A 17,123-nucleotide genomic window follows, 5' to 3' on the forward strand; every position below is an offset into this window, starting at 1 on the left:
TAAATTTAATTCTTTGAAATTATTTTTCCTTACTAATAATATGAATATCGCGCTGTGGAAAAGGAATGGTAACATTATTCTCTCTGAATAATTTATCAATTTCAAAACGAATATCGCTTTTGGGATGCTGTGCTGTAAAACTATCCGCTAAAGTAAATACCAGTTTAAAATTTAATGAACTATCGCCGAACTCAGTAAAAACCACCGTTGGCTCTGGTTCTGAAATGACCGCATCATGCGTTCTTGCGGCTTGCAATAACAACTTTTTTACGAGCTGCACATCACTTCCGTAGGCTACGCCAACAGTTACATTTTCGCGCGTAATAGTACCGTTTTGGGTCCAATTGTAAAGGCTGTTTTCCAAGTACAGATGATTAGGGATAATAAGCACTTTATTATCTATAGTCACTGCTCTTGTTGTTCTTAATTTTATTTCTTCAACACGACCAACCTTACCTTCAATTTCAATAATATCGCCTACATGTACGGTTTGATCCACCAATATAAATACACCTGAAATAATATCCTGAAACAAGGTCTGTAGTGCTAAACCAATACCAATTAGTAGCGCAGCAGAAGCCGCAAATACCGCCGTGACATTGACACCAACACTATGCAATGTGACCAACAGAATGATGATATAAACCAGCCATCTAAAATAGCCATAAACCACACTGAATTTTCCTTTATCATCAGGTGGAAGTTTCCGTGTAATTAGCCTTAAAGCTAACCTTAACAATATGGTCGTTATAAATATGACTGTAATTACGACCAAGATATCGAAAATTGAAATACTGATGTCTTTGCCAATATCGAGGTGCATTCCTAGAAATTCCTTGACATTTATCCAAATTGAGCTCTCCGTTATCTTTTCTTCAATATGTTCTATATCCTGCACCATCGTTTAATATTTCAACCATTTAAATAGTTCCTTATAAGTCGGTTTTTTACCATACATTAAAATACCGACACGGTAGATTTTAGCGGCAAACCAAACCGCAAAAATGAATGTACCTATTAAAAGCAATAAGGATAATCCTTGCTGCCAAAGCGGTACTCCAAACGGAATTCGCATAAGCATGACCACAGGAGATGTCAACGGAATAAATGAAAAAACGGTTGAAACTGTGCCATGTGGATCTTCAATAACTGTAAAAACACCAACATAAACCGCCAAAATTAACGGCATTAAAATTGGCAACATAAACTGCTGTGTATCTGTTTCGTTATCGACTGCAGCACCAATTGCTGCGTAAAGTGAACTGTAAAGTAGATAACCTCCAATGAAGAAAAACATAAATGCTATGATAAGGTTGGTTATTGGTAAATTCCCGATAGCTGCTATTAAATTCTCTGCTATAGCCTGTGCTCCATCCCCTTTCATAGCCTGGTTCATCATTTCTTGCTGCGGTGTATTGACTTGGGTTAAATCGATTCCGAAAATTGAAGATACCACAATCAGTAAAACACCTCCCAGAATTACCCAAATAGCAAATTGGGTGATACCTGCCAATGATGTACCTATTATTTTCCCCATCATTAATTGAATCGGTTTAACAGATGAAATAATAACTTCAATAATCCGACTCGTTTTTTCCTCTATTACACTTCGCATTATCATGTTTCCATAAATAATGATAAACATGAACAATAAATAACCAGCTGCACCTCCAAACGCTAGCTTTACAATATTATCTATTTTAGAGGTCTTTTCGCCCTCAAAGCTCTCTTGAGCAATTTCGATATCTGTTCTAGAAGCTTCAATCTGGGCAAGTGTGACCCCATCTTTTTGAAGCTTTATATCCCTTAAACGCTTTTCAATCTTTTGCTCTAATCCAGATATAATACTTAATGAAGGGGATTCTTCAGAATAAAATTTTATGTTATTTGAAAATACATCTGAAGTATCAACACTAGCAACATAAAGCAATCCATAATTCTCCTTTTCTTTAACTAATGATATAGCATCGTTCAAACTTAAACCCCTTAAATTGGTATAAGTTGTATTATCTGTATCCTGAAACACATCCTTTAAATAACCTGTGTCGTCCAATACTGAAATAGTACGCTGCTTATCATTATTTAATTGCGATAAATAAGCCACGACTGCAATGAGCGCAATCATTATGAGAGGACTTAAAAACGTCATTACAATAAATGATTTGTTCTTCACTTTTGTAAGATACTCGCGCTTTATAATTAATGGTAAATGATTCATTCTTAATTATTTTTTACAGTTTGAATAAAAATATCGCTAGCGGAAGGAATCACTTCCACAAAGTGATGCACCTCTGCTTTTGAGGTTAAAAATGAGAGCAAATCATTTGGCGAAGTCTGTTCTCCCAATTTAATATTCAATTTAATATCATCATTCAAATTCTTGAAGGTTGCCGGAAGCACTTCAAACGTATTTTGAATTTCAGATAGCACCTTTTCTCTATTCAAAGATTGTAAACCAACTTCAAAGGTGTTGGTTTTATATTGACGCTTTATATCATTTAATTTTCCATCTAATACCTTATTGGACTTATGAATCAAGGCTATATGATCGCAAAGTTCTTCAACCGATTCCATTCGATGTGTCGAAAAAATTACCGTTGCACCTTCATCTCTTAACTGTAAAATTTCATCTTTTATTAAATTTGCATTTATAGGGTCGAAACCCGAAAATGGTTCATCAAATATCAATAATTTTGGTTGGTGCAAAACCGTGACGATAAACTGTATTTTTTGTGCTTGCCCTTTACTTAATTCTTGTATTTTTTTGTTCCACCAATCTCCAATTTCTAACTTCTCGAACCAATATTTTAATCTTGTTCGTGCTTCAGATTTACTCAAGCCTTTTAATTGTGCCAAATACAAGCATTGTTCGCCAACTTTCATTGACTTATACAAGCCGCGCTCTTCAGGTAAATAGCCAATATCCCTTATATGTTCTGGCTTTAAAGGCTGACCATCTAAATGAACAGAACCTTCGTCTGGCATGGTGATTTGATTGATTATTCGGATCAATGTGGTTTTTCCTGCACCATTTGGACCGAGTAAACCAAAGATGCTACCTTTTGGCACAGCGATAGATACTTGATTTAGCGCTTTAAATTTTCCGAAGTTTTTAGAAACGGAATTAGCAACTAATAAGTCATTCATATATAATTAAGTTTTAAGGTAAGGTATGGTTATGACGTAAAGATATTAAATGTAATAGATTCTGAATAAAAATGCATTATTATTTGTGTAACTATTCCACTTTTCCTTAACTCGTTTGAAATAGGGTTAGGATATTGGTAATTATATTGAAGAAATTGATTGATTAGCTACCAAATTAGAAAAATGGGAGAGGATAATTTAGGCTCTCTTGAAAAGCCATTTAGCGATGAAAATGTAAAATAATGACTGCCAGTGATAAGATTCGTAGACCTAGAAATAAGTTAGATTAAATATTCTTATTAATTATATAAGTCGTTCAACTCAATTCATTCAAATGATTGAGACACTTCATGAGACCTTGAAGCAAATTGAATGTTTTGTATCATAATTTCACGAGACCCTGAAACAAATTCAGGGTGAAGAATTTGGGATCCCGATTATCGGGATTAGTTTAACTTCGCATTTTGCCTGAAGTTTTTTAACGTCACCAAATGCTGTTTCACCAAAAAACAAAACCCACCCTTATAATTAAATAAGGATGGGAAAAAATTGCTATGAAAAAGAAAAATTACCGCTAATAAGATTAGCGATAATTCAAATATAGTATTTTTTATTTAAGAACTCGATTAAACTTTTTTAATTTGCTAAAAAATTCACCTTTTGCACCAAGTTTTTGCCATTTTTGACTTCCGTAGCGATGCTATGCAAGTCAAAAATAACTTCAACATAGCACAAGATCTTTAATTTTCGCTAAAACTAAAAAAAATTAAACGCGTTCAAAACGAGGGCTTTTATGAAAACATATCTTTTACTTTTTCAAAAAACGATTTATCAGAGCTCTCTGGTTTAGGCTCAAAATGCTCGTCTTCCTTCATGCTTTCAAAAAATGCTTTCTGCTTTTTATTCAAAGTCTTTGGTGTCCAAACATTAACATGCACCAACAAATCCCCTTTTCCATAACCATTGATACTAGGGATGCCTTTACCACGTAATCTTAATATTTTACCAGACTGTACACCTGGTTCAATTTTTATTCTCACTTTTCCGGTTACGGTATCAATTTCCTTGGAATTTCCTAAAACAGCATCTGGTATACTCACGTACATATCGTAATGCAGATTATCACCTTCTCGCTTCAAGGTTGGATGATCTTCTTCTTGAATCGCCACTAATAAATCACCTGCAATGCCATTACCTGGTGCGTCATTACCTTTACCTGTCACCTTAAGTTGCATCCCATCGACAACACCTGCTGGTATTTTAACAGCTACGGTTTCTTCCGAAACTTTTAAACCATTTGCATCAGCATCAGACGGTTTTTTATCTATACTCTGACCAGCTCCTCCACAAGTTGGACAGGCCGTTGCTGTTTGCATCCTACCTAAAATGGTATTGGTCACTCTAGTTACCTGACCAGAACCATTACAGGTACTACATGTTTTATAAGTGGTGCCAGGAGCTTGAACTTTTCGTTTTACTTTTATCTTCTTTTCTACACCATTCGCCACATCTTCCAAGGATAAAGTAACGCGAATACGTAAATTGCTCCCTTTAACAACACGTTGTCGGCCGCCACCGCCGAAGCCGCTGAATCCGCCTCCGCCGCCAAAAGCACCTCCAAAAATGTCTCCGAACTGACTGAAGATATCATCCATGTTCATTCCGCCGCCGCCAAAGCCTCCATTACCTTCAAAGGCTTGATGGCCAAATTGGTCGTAACGCGCTTTTTTATCTGCGTTACTTAAAACCTCATAAGCCTCTGCTGCTTTTTTGAACTTTTCCTCTGCTTCTTTATCATCAGGATTTTTATCGGGATGATGCTTCAAAGCCATTTTTCGATAGGCTTTCTTAATTTCGGCATCAGATGCTCCTTTACTAATTCCTAATATGTCGTAATAATCTTCTTTCATATACATTGCCCGAGAAATCGGGTATCTTTATTAATTGTTCCCACGAATCCCGATAACTATCGGGAGAAAATCTATTTTTTTATTGACCAATAACTACTTTCGGAAATCGAATGACCTTATCTCCCAATTTATAACCGCGTTCAACGACATCGATTATTTTCCCTTTTAAATCTTCATTAGGCGCAGGAATTTGAGTTATCGCTTCGTGCTCATCCGCATTAAACGTGTCTCCTTGTTTTATATCAATTTTAGACAAACCTTTTTGCTCTAAAGTGTTGACTAACTTATTATAGATTAACAACACCCCTTTTCTTAATTCCTCGGCTTCCTTATCGTCTTCAATATGCATCAGGCCGCGCTCAAAATCATCTAAAATAGGCAACATTGAGACCATAACATCTTGGCCTGCTGTTTTAAATAATTCTATACGCTCTTTGGTCGTCCGTTTTTTATAGTTTTCAAATTCAGCGAACAAACGCATAAATTTATCTTTCTCAGCGACCAATTGATCCTGCAATTGTTCTTCTGGAGATCTTAATTCTTTTGGTGCATCCGCTTCTGCTTCTGCTGTAGTAGTTGTTTGATCTTCAACTTGAGGATCTTCAACCTTACTGTCTTTATCTTTTTTACTCATTTTCGAGTTCTTTTTTAGCTTTCAACCTTAGTTCGCAAAAGTACTGCCATTATTATAAAAATGTCAAAATGTCATTAACATTTTTTTATCATATTTTAATCACACTATTACTTATATTTGTGCGCTTAACACTTAAACATAAAAAGACCAACATGAAAACTTATTTTTTACGAATTTTTACACTAGTCGCTTTAATTTCTTTTTCAAGCTGCGGCGAAAAAGCAAAAGAAGCTGAAACAAAAGAGGCCGAAGAGGCTGCTGTAGCAAAAGAAACGGCAGTAACTTACATGGTAAATACAGACAAATCCACTATCCATTGGACAGGGTCTAAACCAACTGGAACCCACAATGGTACTATTGCCATAAAAGAAGGAAAGTTTAGTCTTGCAGATGGTGATATTGAGAGTGGTAATTTTACCATTGATATGAATAGTATTGTGGTTAGCGATATACCTGAAGAAGATGAAAAGAATGGACAATTAGCTGGACACCTTAAAAGTCCTGACTTTTTTAACGTAGAAGCACATCCTGCTGCTATGTTTGAAGTAACTGGCATGTCTACAGTAGATGGAAAAACGATGCTTTCCGGGAACTTAACTTTAAAGGAAAAAACCAACAACATTAGTATTCCTGTAAGTACAGAAATGAAAGATGATATGATGACATTAACAAGTGAGACTTTCACTATTGACCGTTCTAAGTGGAATGTAGAATATGGTTCTAAATCATTTTTTGATGATTTAGGTGATAAATTCATCAGTGATGATATTGAACTGAAAGTAGATTTAGTTGCTAGTAAAGCTTAATTATTTTCAAAATCATAATTTGAAGAGCAGTCATTTATATGGCTGCTTTTTTTTTTACACTACCCGATTTTAATTTAAAAAAAATAGTTTTCAATCTGTTCTTTGCTCCGTTTGTCTGTTCTCATTATATTTTAACACAATAGATTTGACGAATAAAAATATGGCTATAAATATCATAGGTGATTTGTTTAATTACTTATCGTATAATTTTAAAATTGTCATCATTTATCAACGTATTATTTTGCAAACTGAACTATGATAAAATGTTTTATTCGTTTTTCAACTTTAGGATGAGATTAGAAATCTTTTTCACTGCTATTTTGATAGATTCTGAAATCACTTAAAATTACGTAAGGAAGCTTCACAAAAAAATCCCCAATAAAGGGGATTTTTAAATTATTGTTTGAATTTAAACTATCTATATAGCGGAATCTTTAAACCCAAATAAACATCTGTAGTTTTGGAGCTGTCTGATAGTAAGTTTGTAAAAACCGAACCAGATCCAACCGTTAAAGGTCCTAAACGAATACCGCCTCCAAATGATACATCTCCATATTCCCTAAAACTTAGTGGGGCGTAAAAGCTAAACCATTTCGTCTCTAATCGTGGTGCAACGGTCACTGTATTAATTACAGAAGTGCTTAAATCCGCATTTTTCTCAACCATGGATAAGTTGGCTTGTGCACTTACAAACCATTTTTTAGCCAATCTGTAATCTACAAGCAAGTGCAAAGCTGTAGGTAGTTTTATATTTGCAGTCTCCCTAGTCTCTACGCCGTTATAATTGGATTCTAAAAAATCCTCTACGTCGTCTTCGTAATTTGCTGTACTTGCATTTGCATTTAGATCATAATTATTAAGGACGGCATCGTCGTAACTTATGGATCCAATATCTGTAACTGACACGCCTACTTTTAATCTGTAGGGCTTCTTGTAACTGGGTAAACTGTCTGTTTCTGAATCAACTTTAGAATTCCATTGGTATGAAAAGCCAACATCAAAGCCAAAGCCAGCAGTAAGGTTACTAAAGTCAAAATCATCCTCTCCGTCGACGTCATGGGTAACGCCATAATTCAACTCCCCTTGGCTGGTAAGCATTTCTGCAGACGCATCATAACTCCCTTGTAATCCTGGACTGCTCATAAACACACTTCCTGCACCTTGAAGATATTTTAAAGTCACACCACCTTTTAAAAGATGATTTGGTTGATCTATAAGGATTCTGCCATAGGTTAACCCTACTTCTGCCCAAGCGTGTATGGTACCGTTCAAATTTTGGGAATCAAAATCAAAATCATCATCAGAATCAAAATCGTCAGCAACAGCTTCGTATAGCTCACCGTTAATATTATTAATGTTTAGGTTTGCCCTTACTCTAGTAATAATTCCGATGCTACTTTTTTTGCTTAAATTAAACATAAAGGAAGGTCCAAGTATATCTGCATTAAAGAAAAAGTTATTGGCATTACTGGAAAATGTTTCTGCATCATCTTCAAAATCAAATCCACCATCGGAACTTATAATGTCACTGATATTAATGCCAAAATAATCACTACCACCAAAAACACTGGCAGAAACAAGGTTGATGTCAGCTTTTACTTTAGATCCTACAACATTAGCAGGATTATAAATGACGCCATGCACTCCTGAATAATTGTCAACGGAATGCCCAACGTAGCTTTGGGCGGAAGAAAGATTAAGCGATAATAGAAATAAAAAAGCGGTTAAGAGTTTAGTATACTTCATAATATATTTAAGTTAATTAATAGCGGGCTCAATATATAAATCCTCATTTATTCTGAAAATATTTTTAGATATAATGCGCTTTTCAAAGGTTAACATTTTATTAGGTCAACGAAATACCTGATATTGGGTATTTCTATGTTTGACATTCTTAAGTCCACTTACACTCAATTAAGCACAAAAAATCCCCAACAAAAGGGTGTCTTGAAGAAAACCATATAATTAGACAATGGGTTCAACATTTTATCTAATAAATGATATGCCTTACATGGCTGGTAAGTCATAGGTAAGTATGGTGTGCGATCTAATTCAATAAATGCAGTTTCATGTATGTCATCAACAAATTTAAATGTTCTTTTTGTTGAGCTGAAGTAAAAAATTAGATAAAGAAATCAATATAAATTTCATTTGTGTTTTTATTCTATGGAATTTTAATTAATGTTTTCGACTATTGATAAGTTTGCATATTAAAAGTATCTGTATAGAAGGATTTTCTAAAACCTGTATTTCTTTTCCAAAGCATAGCGCATTAATTCACCTTTACCATGCAATCCAAGTATTCTGATCATATTTTTACGATGTGTATCCACGGTATGTATGCCAATAAAAAGTTCGTCGGCAATTTCTCGAGAAGTTTTGCCTTGTGCCACTAGGCCTAATATTTCTTTTTGCCTTTTTGTGAGCAAACCTTTAGATTGTTTTTGGGTATTGGAATCGACTTTATGCTCAATGTTAGAATCAAAATACTGTAAGCCATTGGCTACAGACCTTATAGCAATCAATAACTCTTCCAGTGGTGAGTTTTTAAGTAAATAACCCGAAGCACCTGCTTCTAACATCTGTCTTATGGCATCCTTCTGGTCATACATGGTAAAGCCAATAACCTTAGTGTGCGGGAACTCTTCTTTTATTATTTTTGTAGCCACGATGCCATCCATTTTAGGCATTCTAATATCAGTAATCACAACTTTAGGTTCTTTCAAACGCACGAGTTCAAGTAATTTCTCACCATCATTAGCCGTACCTACAATCTCGATATCTTCTTCATATTTAATTAATAATTTTATACCATCAATTAAGGATTGATGATCTTCTGCGATGGCTAATCGTATCATAATGGAATGTCTATTATTACTGTGGTTCCTTTATTCTTCTCAGACTCAATAGTTAAAGTTCCTTCTAAATGCTCAACACGTCTATCTATACTATTGATTCCCATACCATCATTTTTAAGGTTGATCTGCTTTGGGTCAAAACCTACGCCATTATCCTCTATCATTATGTTTAAATTTTCGTCGTGATTGGTTAAATGAACATAGCCTTTAGTTGCATTGGCATGCTTAATAATATTGGTCACTAATTCTTGAATAATTCTAAAAATTGAAATTTCCAGCGAATTGTCCAAACGTTGTTCTAAACCAAAACTTTGGACCTCAATTGTCAGCCCGTTGATTCCCGATGCGTTTGAGGATAATTTTTCTACAGCAGGCAATAAGCCATTTTTAGCCATGACACCAGAATTTTTTACATGTGCCATAGATCGTATTTCCACGTAAGCTTCCTCCAAAAGCGTACTTGTCTTTTTTACTAATTCTTCGGATTGCTCTGTATTCATTTGATTTTTCATAAGATAATCGAATTGCAATTTAGCAGCCGCCAAAGTTGCCCCAACACTATCATGTAAATCTGCCGCTAAGCGTTCTCTTTCCTTTTCCTGACCTTTTACCATGGCATCAATAGTTGAAATTTCGAGATCTTTTAAAATCTTTTCTTTTTCTTCAATCTGCTCTTGGCGCTCTCGTTCTGCTTTTTGCTGTTTTCTTTTAGTATTTCGGAAAATCAAAAACGCAAAAATTGATAATGCTGATAAGCTGCCTCCCCAACCCATTATCAGATTTGATTTTTGTTTCTGATATAACATTTCTGACTTCAGGGTATGCGTCACGTTTACTAAACTATCTTGTGCTCTCTGCTTGTCTATTTTAATTCGTTCTAGCGTATTTGAGGATGTGATGTCGTCAATGGTAGTGCGTTGCTGCTTTCTTAAATCATAATATTTAATTGTATTATCAAAGTCCTTTTTTAATTTGTATGCGTGAAAAAGAAAAAAATAAGCGCCATCAATTTCTTTTGTTAAGGAAATTTTCTCTGCATAGTTCAACATTTTATTTGCCGACACTAATAAGCTATCAGGCATTTTCTTATTATAATAGATTTGGGAAATATTTCTATAGGCATTTGCCAGAATATTGTAATTTTCTATTTCCTCACCTATACTTAGCGCTTTTTTGATTTCCTTTTTAGATAATTCATATTCCTTTTTCTGAATAAGAGCAGCAGCAACATTTATTGTAATTAACGCTTCTTGAAACTTATCTTTTGAAGCAATGGCGAAAACCCTGCTTTTTTCATAATATTTAAGAGCTTCATCATTTTTATAACGCCATAGATAAACATTTCCAATATTAACTAATGCCTTAGATATAAGTAAGGTATCACCAACTTCTTCACTGATTTCCAAGCTTCTTTCGAAATATTCTTTTGCTTCATCTAGTTTATAGATTCGTCTATATGAAACGCCTAAACCATTAATTGCCATGGCTATACCTCTGTTGTCATTCAGCGCTTTGTATAGGGTTAAACTCTCGTTTAAGCATTTGGTGGACTTATCATTATTACCAAACATCCGTTCAATATCACTCAATAATATCAAGGCGTCTGCTCTTTGTTTAGATAGGTTGTGCCTCTTAGTAAAATCGAGCAGATTTAAAGTCATGGCGTAGGCACTATCCGTTTTATTTCCAATGTAATCGTCATATATGTACTTTCTATAAGCGTCAGCCCTGATTGAGTGATCTAAGCTTCCGTTATTCCATTTAACTAATAAGTTTTCAGAGTTTCCTTGAGCGTATCCAAAAGATGTAAAAAGAAAAATTATAAAAAATCTCAGAAATATGGTCATAGTTGGTACAGTTTAAGTTGAATCGCTAAACTTAAATACATATATGGATTTTATCCAAACACAAAAATCAATATAAATAGTATTAGAAAACATACCCAGTGGAAGGTATATTTAAGTGATTAAGTTAAAAAATAATCGGTAATTAAAAGGAAATTATGACCAAATAAAAATAGGCTTACATAAAAACAAACTTAATAGCCGCAATCATAGCTATAAAACCAATAAATGCAATAAGTATCCAAACTGTTCCTTTATAGTGACGCTTATGAAGACGAAGATCTTTACGGTATTGATAACCGATCACGATAACAAAGGCAATAAAAAATAATAATCCAAAAATCAATTGACCAGTACTAAACATCTTCTTACTTTTATACAAAAATAAGGATTAAAACCACAACTATGCAAGACAAAATAAATGCGGTAAAAGCATTTCATACGGCTTTTAAAATTGGACATCGAGAAACACCTAAAGCCGACTTAGGCCTCGAAAAAAACATGCTACGTTATAAACTAATGCGAGAGGAGAATGAGGAATATCTTGAAGCTGCCAACGACAATGATTTGGTTGAAGTTGCTGATGCTTTGGGTGATATGCTTTACATTTTATGCGGCACAATTATAGAACATGGTATGCAGCATAAAATTGAGGAAGTCTTTGAAGAAATACAACGCAGCAACATGAGCAAATTAGACGCTGATGGGGAACCTATTTACAGAGAAGATGGTAAAGTTTTAAAAGGGCCGAACTATTTTAAACCGCATATAAAGGAAATTTTGGAGCGGTAGAAATAGCTTGAAGTTGGAAGTTGGAAGTTGGAAGCACGAAGTAAACAAACAAAATGTAAGATGTTCGAAGATTTTGATAAAAAAGTTTAAATTTAATGGTTTAGTAAATTCTTATAACTGCTTTTTTATATAAGTTTTAACCAAGATTATATTATTCATGCGATATTAAACGTAGAGAATGCCATAACAGTTTTCCACTTTAGAGAACTAAAGGGGCTTTTTACTTCACCTCATATCTCCAATCATGGACATCATCGGCCAAATTATGTTGAATATCCAATAAGGATTTCTTAAAAAGTTTAGCATAAGAATCTTCAGCACCAACGCCAGGGATTTCAAATAAATCGTCATGATGTTGAAATGCTGAAATAGGACTAATAACTGCCGCTGTTCCTGCGCCAAAAACTTCCTTTAAACTTCCCTCTTTAGCGGCTTTTTTGATTTCTTCAACAGTGACTTGCCTTACCTCACAGGTAATTCCTAAATCCTCAGCTAATTGAATGATACTTTTTCTGGTAATACCATCCAAAATCCGGTCGCTTGTAGGTGCTGTAATCAACTTGTCATTGACTCTGAAAAACACATTCATGGTTCCCGCTTCTTCAAGGAATGAATGGGTATCAGCATCGGTCCAAACCACTTGCTGGAAGCCTTTTTGTTGGGCCAAACTCGTTGGGTAAAACTGTGCTGCGTAATTACCAGCTGCTTTTGCCGCTCCAACACCACCATTGGCCGAACGACTATAATGATCTGCAATTAATACGCGTACAGCGGCATTATAATAAGACTGCGCAGGTGAGCAAATAATCATAAATCGGTACATACTTGCAGGTGAAGCGGAAATTGCGGGTTCGGTTGCGATGACAAATGGACGAATGTACAATGAATTACCAACGCCTGTTTTAATCCACTCCTGGTCTAATTTCAGTAACGCTTCTAAACCCTCAAAAAAATAATTCTCCGGAAAAGCAGGCATAGCTAAACGTCCGGCAGATTTGTTGATTCTATCAAAATTTTGTTTCGGTCTAAAAAGAAACACCTTTCCGTCTTCATCCTTGTAGGCTTTCATACCTTCAAAAACCGCTTGGCCATAATGAAACACACGAGCTGAAGGTTCAAAAGTCATGGCTTGATAAGGTGTTATTTTCGGCGTTTGCCATTTACCATCCTCATAATCACAGACGAACATATGATCCGTAAACACGCGACCAAAGTCTAATTTACTAAAATCAACCCCAGTAATTTTAGACGTTTCTGCTTTTTCAACATGGATGTTATGGGTATTAATCGGCATAAATAATTCGATTTAGAAATAAACTGATTTCAACAAAAATACATAGAAGTGATATAAACTTTTAACATTTAGGCGAAAATTAGTGATTTTTTTGGCACGTCGAAGTCTTTTTTTATTTGCATAGCATCGTTACAGAAAGCAAAAAAGACACACCTGCCTGCCGCCAAGCAAGAAATAGAAGAAAAAGCGTAATTTATAGGAAATAAGAAAAGTTGATATCACTTCATAATCGATACCTTTAAAAAACGGTAAGATTCCCTTAAATTGCGTAAATTTGCAATTCAATTTACAATTCAATTAAAATTCTTCAATAATGAAAAAAACCATTCTTTTTATCGCCATTTGTTTTGCTATCATCTCTTGTAAAAATGAAACAAAAACTACGGAAACAGCAAAGAACACGGAAGAAGCAAAGCAAGAAGTTGCCTATGCTTCTTTTGGAAAGAAAATCAATGATGCAGACGCTTTAACCTCCGAACGCATGATGGAGCATTATAAAACCATGAAAGAAGGTGATACGATTAATTCTAAAGTAAAAGCCAAAATAATCGAAGTGTGTTCTGCTAAAGGCTGTTGGATGACTTTGGATATGGATGGTGACAATGAAGTGATGGTAAAATTTAAGGATTATGGATTTTTTATGCCATTAAATGCAGAAGGAGACGTTGTCGTTAATGGAAAAGCATTTGTATCAGAAACTTCAGTTGAAGAATTGAGACATTATGCCGAAGATGCTGGTAAAACCAAAGAAGAAATCGAAGCTATTACAGAGCCAAAACGCACCTATTCTTTTGAGGCTGATGGAGTTTTACTTAAACAATAAGTTTTCAATGCTAATCACGTTTTCATTTCTATCACTAACAACTTGTAAAAATGAAGAACAGGTGGTAGAAGAACCGACCAAAACGAAGGTTGCATACGAGATGTATCAACCCTCTGAAATGGCAGGTTTTATGAATGCGATGTATGCTTACAACCAGCAGTTAAAAGCACAAATTATAGCTGGTGAAACACCAACCCAGTTACCATTGGATTTATTAAAGTTACACTCGGCAGAAATGACTAAGGGTAAGTCTAGAACCGAAAACTGGAAAAGTTTCGTCACTGTTTTTATAGCATCACAGAAAGCTGTGGTAGACACCCTTTCCAATATCGGATTAAAAAACCGTTACAATACCGCGATTAATAATTGCTTAAGCTGCCATAAAACGGAATGCACAGGACCCATTCCTAAAATTAAAAAACTACTGATTCAATAAAAGTTGAAGCGAAAAATCATTACCACATCAGATGGTTCCAAAACGATACAGATAGAAGACTGGAACGAGCAATACCATTCCATTCATGGTGCCATTCAAGAAGCAAACCACGTGTTTTTAAAACATGGTTTGCTTTTTTATTCTGAAGTCGTTTCAGAATCTTTAAAAAGTAAAAACCGTCAAAGTGAACACAAATCTCAAACTGGGCAAGGGTCACTGAGCGAAGTCGAAGTGTCAATTCTGGAAATAGGTTTCGGCACAGGACTCAACGCCTTTTTAACTTTAATCGAAGCCGAAAAATTAAAATTGGATATTGATTATGTCGGTGTTGAAGCCTATCCTGTTCAAGTGGAAGAAATTAATCAGCTTAATTATGTTGAACTTATTTCCAACAATCACAAAGCGATTTTTGATAAGCTACACGACACATCTTGGGAAAAACCTCATCAAATTACGCCAAATTTCCAATTAGAGAAGCAACAAAAATTCTTTAAAGAAATCACAGCCAAGGATAAATTTCATATCATTTATTTTGATGCTTTTGGCGCACGCGTCCAACCTGATTTATGGACCGAAGCTATTTTTGAAATCATGTTTAATGCGTTGAAAGAAAACGGTATTTTAGTCACTTATTCCGCCAAAGGAAGTGTGAGACGCGCCATGCAAGAGGTTGGTTTTACTGTTGAGCGCTTACCTGGACCGCCTGGAAAGAGAGAAATGCTTAGAGCAACGAAGCATTCGGTGAAGCAGAGCGAGCCAAATGTTGAGAGCAACGAAGCATTCGGTGGAGCAGAGCGAGCCAAATGTTGAGAGCAACGAAGCATTCGGTGATGCAGAGCGAGCCAAATGCCTAGGGCAACTAAGCATTCGGTGAAGCGAAGCGAGCCTAATGTTGAGAGCAACGAAACATTCAGCGAAATGAAATGAGCTAAATGCTTAGAGCAACGAAGCATTCGATGATGAATCTTTAAGTTCAACTATTAAAGTAAAAACATCCACCTTACAATTACCTAATAATCAAACACATGGCGTCACTTCGAGTGAAATTCCTTTTTCTGGAATTTTGTATCGAGAAGCATCAAAACTACAAAAGGTTCTCGATACATTTCTCGCTTACTCGAAACACTCGAACTGACGAAATAACCCCAAACGTTAAATCAAAACTAAACTTCACCCAAATGCCCCTTCCCTTTTGTATCTTTAAATAAAAAGGGAAAATGACCGTTTTAATAACAGGAGCAACAGGATTAATTGGACAGGAAATTGTAAAGAAATGTCATGCCGAAGGGATTAATGTCCACTACTTAACAACTTCAAAATCTAAACTAGATACAGAACCAAATTACAAAGGTTTTTATTGGGATCCAGATAACAATGAAATCGATCACCATTGTTTTGAGGGCGTCACTAAAATCATCAATATGGTTGGTGCGACGATTTCTAAACGTTGGACCGATAGCTACAAAAAAATAATTCTCGAAAGCCGCACAAAAACAGCACAGCTATTACAAAACACGATTAAAAAACACAGCTACAAAATTGATCAAGTGGTTTCGGCAAGTGCTATTGGCATTTATCCGACGAGTTTGATCAACTACTACGAAGAAGACAACACAGAGATTTCAGAAACATTCTTGGGCAAAGTGGTGCATGAATGGGAAGCTGCTGTAGATGGCTTTAAACCTTTAGGCGCTAAAGTTGCCAAAATCAGAATTGGTTTGGTTCTGGCTGAAGATGGTGGTGCCTTACCAGAAATCGTTAAACCCATGAAGTTTGGCGCAGGTGCTGCTTTTGGAAGTGGTAAACAGTGGCAAAGCTGGATTCATGTAGAAGATTTAGCAGCGCTCTTTGTTTTTGCCATACAAAACAATTTTGAAGGGGTTTACAATGGCGTCGCACCAAATCCTGTTAACAACAATGAGTTGACTAAATCTGCGGCTAGTGTTTTAAACAAACCCCTGATTTTACCAAACATTCCAAAATTTGCTATGAAATTAGTTTTGGGCGAGATGCATATCCTTTTATTTGAAAGTCAACGGGTCAGTTCCCAAAAAGTAGAAGGAGAAGGTTTTGGTTTTAAATATGCGAATCTAAGACCTGCTTTGGAAGATTTGCTAGGCTAAAGTTTTTTTCTATTTATTCCACAATCTCGTAATCAATATCCAGTTTTCGCAAGGCTCTTAAAGCTGAACCCGAATTTTTATCATTGACCTCAATTTCCACGGCATCGCCTTCTAAAAGTATGTCCGTAAGTTCATGAGCCAACGACGCATTTATGGCTGTTGAAATCTCCATAATACAGGTAGCGATCGCTCTTTTATCTGGTCGTTGCGCATGGCAGGATAATAGGTTTAGTTTCATCGTGACGGTTTGTGGTAAGATACAAAATAGATCTTGTATTCATTGATCCTTGATAAATTTGTAACATTAATTTCGCAGGCCATCCTCCACTTTAATTAGTTTCCGTCGGCTAGCGCTGGTCTTGTACGAGTGCCTTTTAAGATGCATGATTTCTATGGTTTTGCTTACGGTTATACGTCCTAATTCCTAACGAGCGCCAGCGAGGGCAAGAAGAAAAT

General features: G+C 35.5%; 16 protein-coding genes. 6 read left to right on the plus strand and 10 right to left on the minus strand.

The window, feature by feature from the left end; translation table 11 throughout:
* Positions 1-19: 19 nt before the first annotated feature.
* The 5 genes from HM987_RS12865 to HM987_RS12885 all read right to left on the minus strand — a co-directional run bounded on the left by HM987_RS12865 (position 20) and on the right by HM987_RS12885 (position 5,691).
* On the minus strand, positions 20-901 hold the full coding sequence (locus HM987_RS12865; protein WP_179008471.1) for a mechanosensitive ion channel family protein: 882 nt from the start codon (positions 899-901) through the stop codon (positions 20-22).
* Between the two features lie 3 nt (positions 902-904).
* The gene (locus tag HM987_RS12870; RefSeq protein ID WP_179008472.1) at positions 905-2,218 is read right to left on the minus strand and encodes an ABC transporter permease; all 1,314 of its coding nucleotides are present in this window, start codon (positions 2,216-2,218) and stop codon (positions 905-907) included.
* A gap of 2 nt (positions 2,219-2,220) precedes the next feature.
* Entirely contained in the window at positions 2,221-3,147 is a 927-nt protein-coding gene (locus HM987_RS12875) for an ABC transporter ATP-binding protein (protein WP_179008473.1), read from the minus strand.
* Positions 3,148-3,938: 791 nt separating this feature from the next.
* The gene (gene dnaJ, locus HM987_RS12880) at positions 3,939-5,057 is read right to left on the minus strand and encodes a molecular chaperone DnaJ (RefSeq protein WP_179010054.1); all 1,119 of its coding nucleotides are present in this window, start codon (positions 5,055-5,057) and stop codon (positions 3,939-3,941) included.
* 79 nt (positions 5,058-5,136) lie between these two features.
* Positions 5,137-5,691 (minus strand): nucleotide exchange factor GrpE, encoded by a 555-nt coding sequence (locus tag HM987_RS12885; protein WP_179008474.1) that lies wholly within the window; start codon positions 5,689-5,691, stop codon positions 5,137-5,139.
* A gap of 152 nt (positions 5,692-5,843) precedes the next feature.
* Here HM987_RS12885 and HM987_RS12890 point away from each other — a divergent pair, with 152 nt between their 5' ends.
* Complete coding sequence (locus HM987_RS12890; protein WP_179008475.1) at positions 5,844-6,497, plus strand: YceI family protein; 654 nt, start codon at positions 5,844-5,846, stop codon at positions 6,495-6,497.
* Positions 6,498-6,911: 414 nt separating this feature from the next.
* On the opposite strand, the gene HM987_RS12895 is transcribed toward HM987_RS12890, so the two are convergent.
* The 3 genes from HM987_RS12895 to HM987_RS12905 all read right to left on the minus strand — a co-directional run bounded on the left by HM987_RS12895 (position 6,912) and on the right by HM987_RS12905 (position 11,202).
* Positions 6,912-8,243 carry a DUF5723 family protein gene (locus HM987_RS12895; protein ID WP_179008476.1) on the minus strand — a complete coding sequence of 444 codons (1,332 nt, stop codon included), beginning with the start codon at positions 8,241-8,243 and terminating at the stop codon, positions 6,912-6,914.
* Positions 8,244-8,734: 491 nt separating this feature from the next.
* On the minus strand, positions 8,735-9,355 hold the full coding sequence (locus HM987_RS12900) for a response regulator (protein ID WP_179008477.1): 621 nt from the start codon (positions 9,353-9,355) through the stop codon (positions 8,735-8,737).
* Positions 9,352-11,202 (minus strand): tetratricopeptide repeat-containing sensor histidine kinase, encoded by a 1,851-nt coding sequence (locus tag HM987_RS12905; protein ID WP_179008478.1) that lies wholly within the window; start codon positions 11,200-11,202, stop codon positions 9,352-9,354. The genes HM987_RS12900 and HM987_RS12905 overlap by 4 nt, the downstream gene beginning before the upstream one ends.
* 402 nt (positions 11,203-11,604) lie before the next feature.
* On the opposite strand from HM987_RS12905, the gene HM987_RS12910 reads away from it, so the two are divergent.
* Positions 11,605-11,991, plus strand: coding sequence for a pyrophosphohydrolase domain-containing protein (locus HM987_RS12910; RefSeq protein WP_179008479.1), 387 nt, complete (start codon positions 11,605-11,607; stop codon positions 11,989-11,991).
* A gap of 220 nt (positions 11,992-12,211) precedes the next feature.
* Here the strand turns inward: HM987_RS12910 and HM987_RS12915 are convergent, their stop codons facing one another.
* Positions 12,212-13,285, minus strand: coding sequence for a branched-chain amino acid aminotransferase (locus HM987_RS12915; protein WP_179008480.1), 1,074 nt, complete (start codon positions 13,283-13,285; stop codon positions 12,212-12,214).
* A gap of 313 nt (positions 13,286-13,598) precedes the next feature.
* Between HM987_RS12915 and HM987_RS12920 the strand changes: the two genes are divergently transcribed.
* The 4 genes from HM987_RS12920 to HM987_RS12935 all read left to right on the plus strand — a co-directional run bounded on the left by HM987_RS12920 (position 13,599) and on the right by HM987_RS12935 (position 16,667).
* Entirely contained in the window at positions 13,599-14,108 is a 510-nt protein-coding gene (locus tag HM987_RS12920; RefSeq protein WP_179008481.1) for a DUF4920 domain-containing protein, read from the plus strand.
* A gap of 7 nt (positions 14,109-14,115) precedes the next feature.
* A complete protein-coding gene (locus HM987_RS12925) occupies positions 14,116-14,544 on the plus strand; it encodes a hypothetical protein (protein ID WP_179008482.1) in 429 nt (142 codons plus the stop codon).
* 3 nt (positions 14,545-14,547) lie between these two features.
* Positions 14,548-15,354 carry a tRNA (5-methylaminomethyl-2-thiouridine)(34)-methyltransferase MnmD gene (gene mnmD / locus HM987_RS12930; RefSeq protein WP_179008483.1) on the plus strand — a complete coding sequence of 269 codons (807 nt, stop codon included), beginning with the start codon at positions 14,548-14,550 and terminating at the stop codon, positions 15,352-15,354.
* 407 nt (positions 15,355-15,761) lie between these two features.
* Positions 15,762-16,667 carry a TIGR01777 family oxidoreductase gene (locus tag HM987_RS12935; protein WP_179008484.1) on the plus strand — a complete coding sequence of 302 codons (906 nt, stop codon included), beginning with the start codon at positions 15,762-15,764 and terminating at the stop codon, positions 16,665-16,667.
* Positions 16,668-16,680: 13 nt separating this feature from the next.
* On the opposite strand, the gene HM987_RS12940 is transcribed toward HM987_RS12935, so the two are convergent.
* Positions 16,681-16,905 (minus strand): hypothetical protein, encoded by a 225-nt coding sequence (locus tag HM987_RS12940; protein ID WP_179008485.1) that lies wholly within the window; start codon positions 16,903-16,905, stop codon positions 16,681-16,683.
* Between the last annotated feature and the right edge of the window lie 218 nt (positions 16,906-17,123).

The sequence above is a fragment of the Winogradskyella forsetii genome, from assembly GCF_013394595.1.
Lineage (GTDB): Bacteria > Bacteroidota > Bacteroidia > Flavobacteriales > Flavobacteriaceae > Winogradskyella > Winogradskyella forsetii.

Excerpts from the sequence above, each read along its gene's own strand:
- HM987_RS12920 (WP_179008481.1), top strand. The coding sequence starts at position 13,599 with ATGAAAAAAACCATTCTTTTTATCGCCATTTGTTTTGCTATCATCTCT.
- HM987_RS12940 (WP_179008485.1), bottom strand. The coding sequence starts at position 16,905 with ATGAAACTAAACCTATTATCCTGCCATGCGCAACGACCAGATAAAAGA.
- HM987_RS12885 (WP_179008474.1), bottom strand. The coding sequence starts at position 5,691 with ATGAGTAAAAAAGATAAAGACAGTAAGGTTGAAGATCCTCAAGTTGAA.
- HM987_RS12865 (WP_179008471.1), bottom strand. The coding sequence starts at position 901 with ATGGTGCAGGATATAGAACATATTGAAGAAAAGATAACGGAGAGCTCA.
- HM987_RS12890 (WP_179008475.1), top strand. The coding sequence starts at position 5,844 with ATGAAAACTTATTTTTTACGAATTTTTACACTAGTCGCTTTAATTTCT.
- HM987_RS12910 (WP_179008479.1), top strand. The coding sequence starts at position 11,605 with ATGCAAGACAAAATAAATGCGGTAAAAGCATTTCATACGGCTTTTAAA.
- dnaJ (WP_179010054.1), bottom strand. The coding sequence starts at position 5,057 with ATGAAAGAAGATTATTACGACATATTAGGAATTAGTAAAGGAGCATCT.
- HM987_RS12895 (WP_179008476.1), bottom strand. The coding sequence starts at position 8,243 with ATGAAGTATACTAAACTCTTAACCGCTTTTTTATTTCTATTATCGCTT.
- HM987_RS12925 (WP_179008482.1), top strand. The coding sequence starts at position 14,116 with ATGCTAATCACGTTTTCATTTCTATCACTAACAACTTGTAAAAATGAA.
- HM987_RS12905 (WP_179008478.1), bottom strand. The coding sequence starts at position 11,202 with ATGACCATATTTCTGAGATTTTTTATAATTTTTCTTTTTACATCTTTT.
- HM987_RS12870 (WP_179008472.1), bottom strand. The coding sequence starts at position 2,218 with ATGAATCATTTACCATTAATTATAAAGCGCGAGTATCTTACAAAAGTG.
- HM987_RS12915 (WP_179008480.1), bottom strand. The coding sequence starts at position 13,285 with ATGCCGATTAATACCCATAACATCCATGTTGAAAAAGCAGAAACGTCT.
- HM987_RS12900 (WP_179008477.1), bottom strand. The coding sequence starts at position 9,355 with ATGATACGATTAGCCATCGCAGAAGATCATCAATCCTTAATTGATGGT.
- HM987_RS12875 (WP_179008473.1), bottom strand. The coding sequence starts at position 3,147 with ATGAATGACTTATTAGTTGCTAATTCCGTTTCTAAAAACTTCGGAAAA.
- HM987_RS12935 (WP_179008484.1), top strand. The coding sequence starts at position 15,762 with ATGACCGTTTTAATAACAGGAGCAACAGGATTAATTGGACAGGAAATT.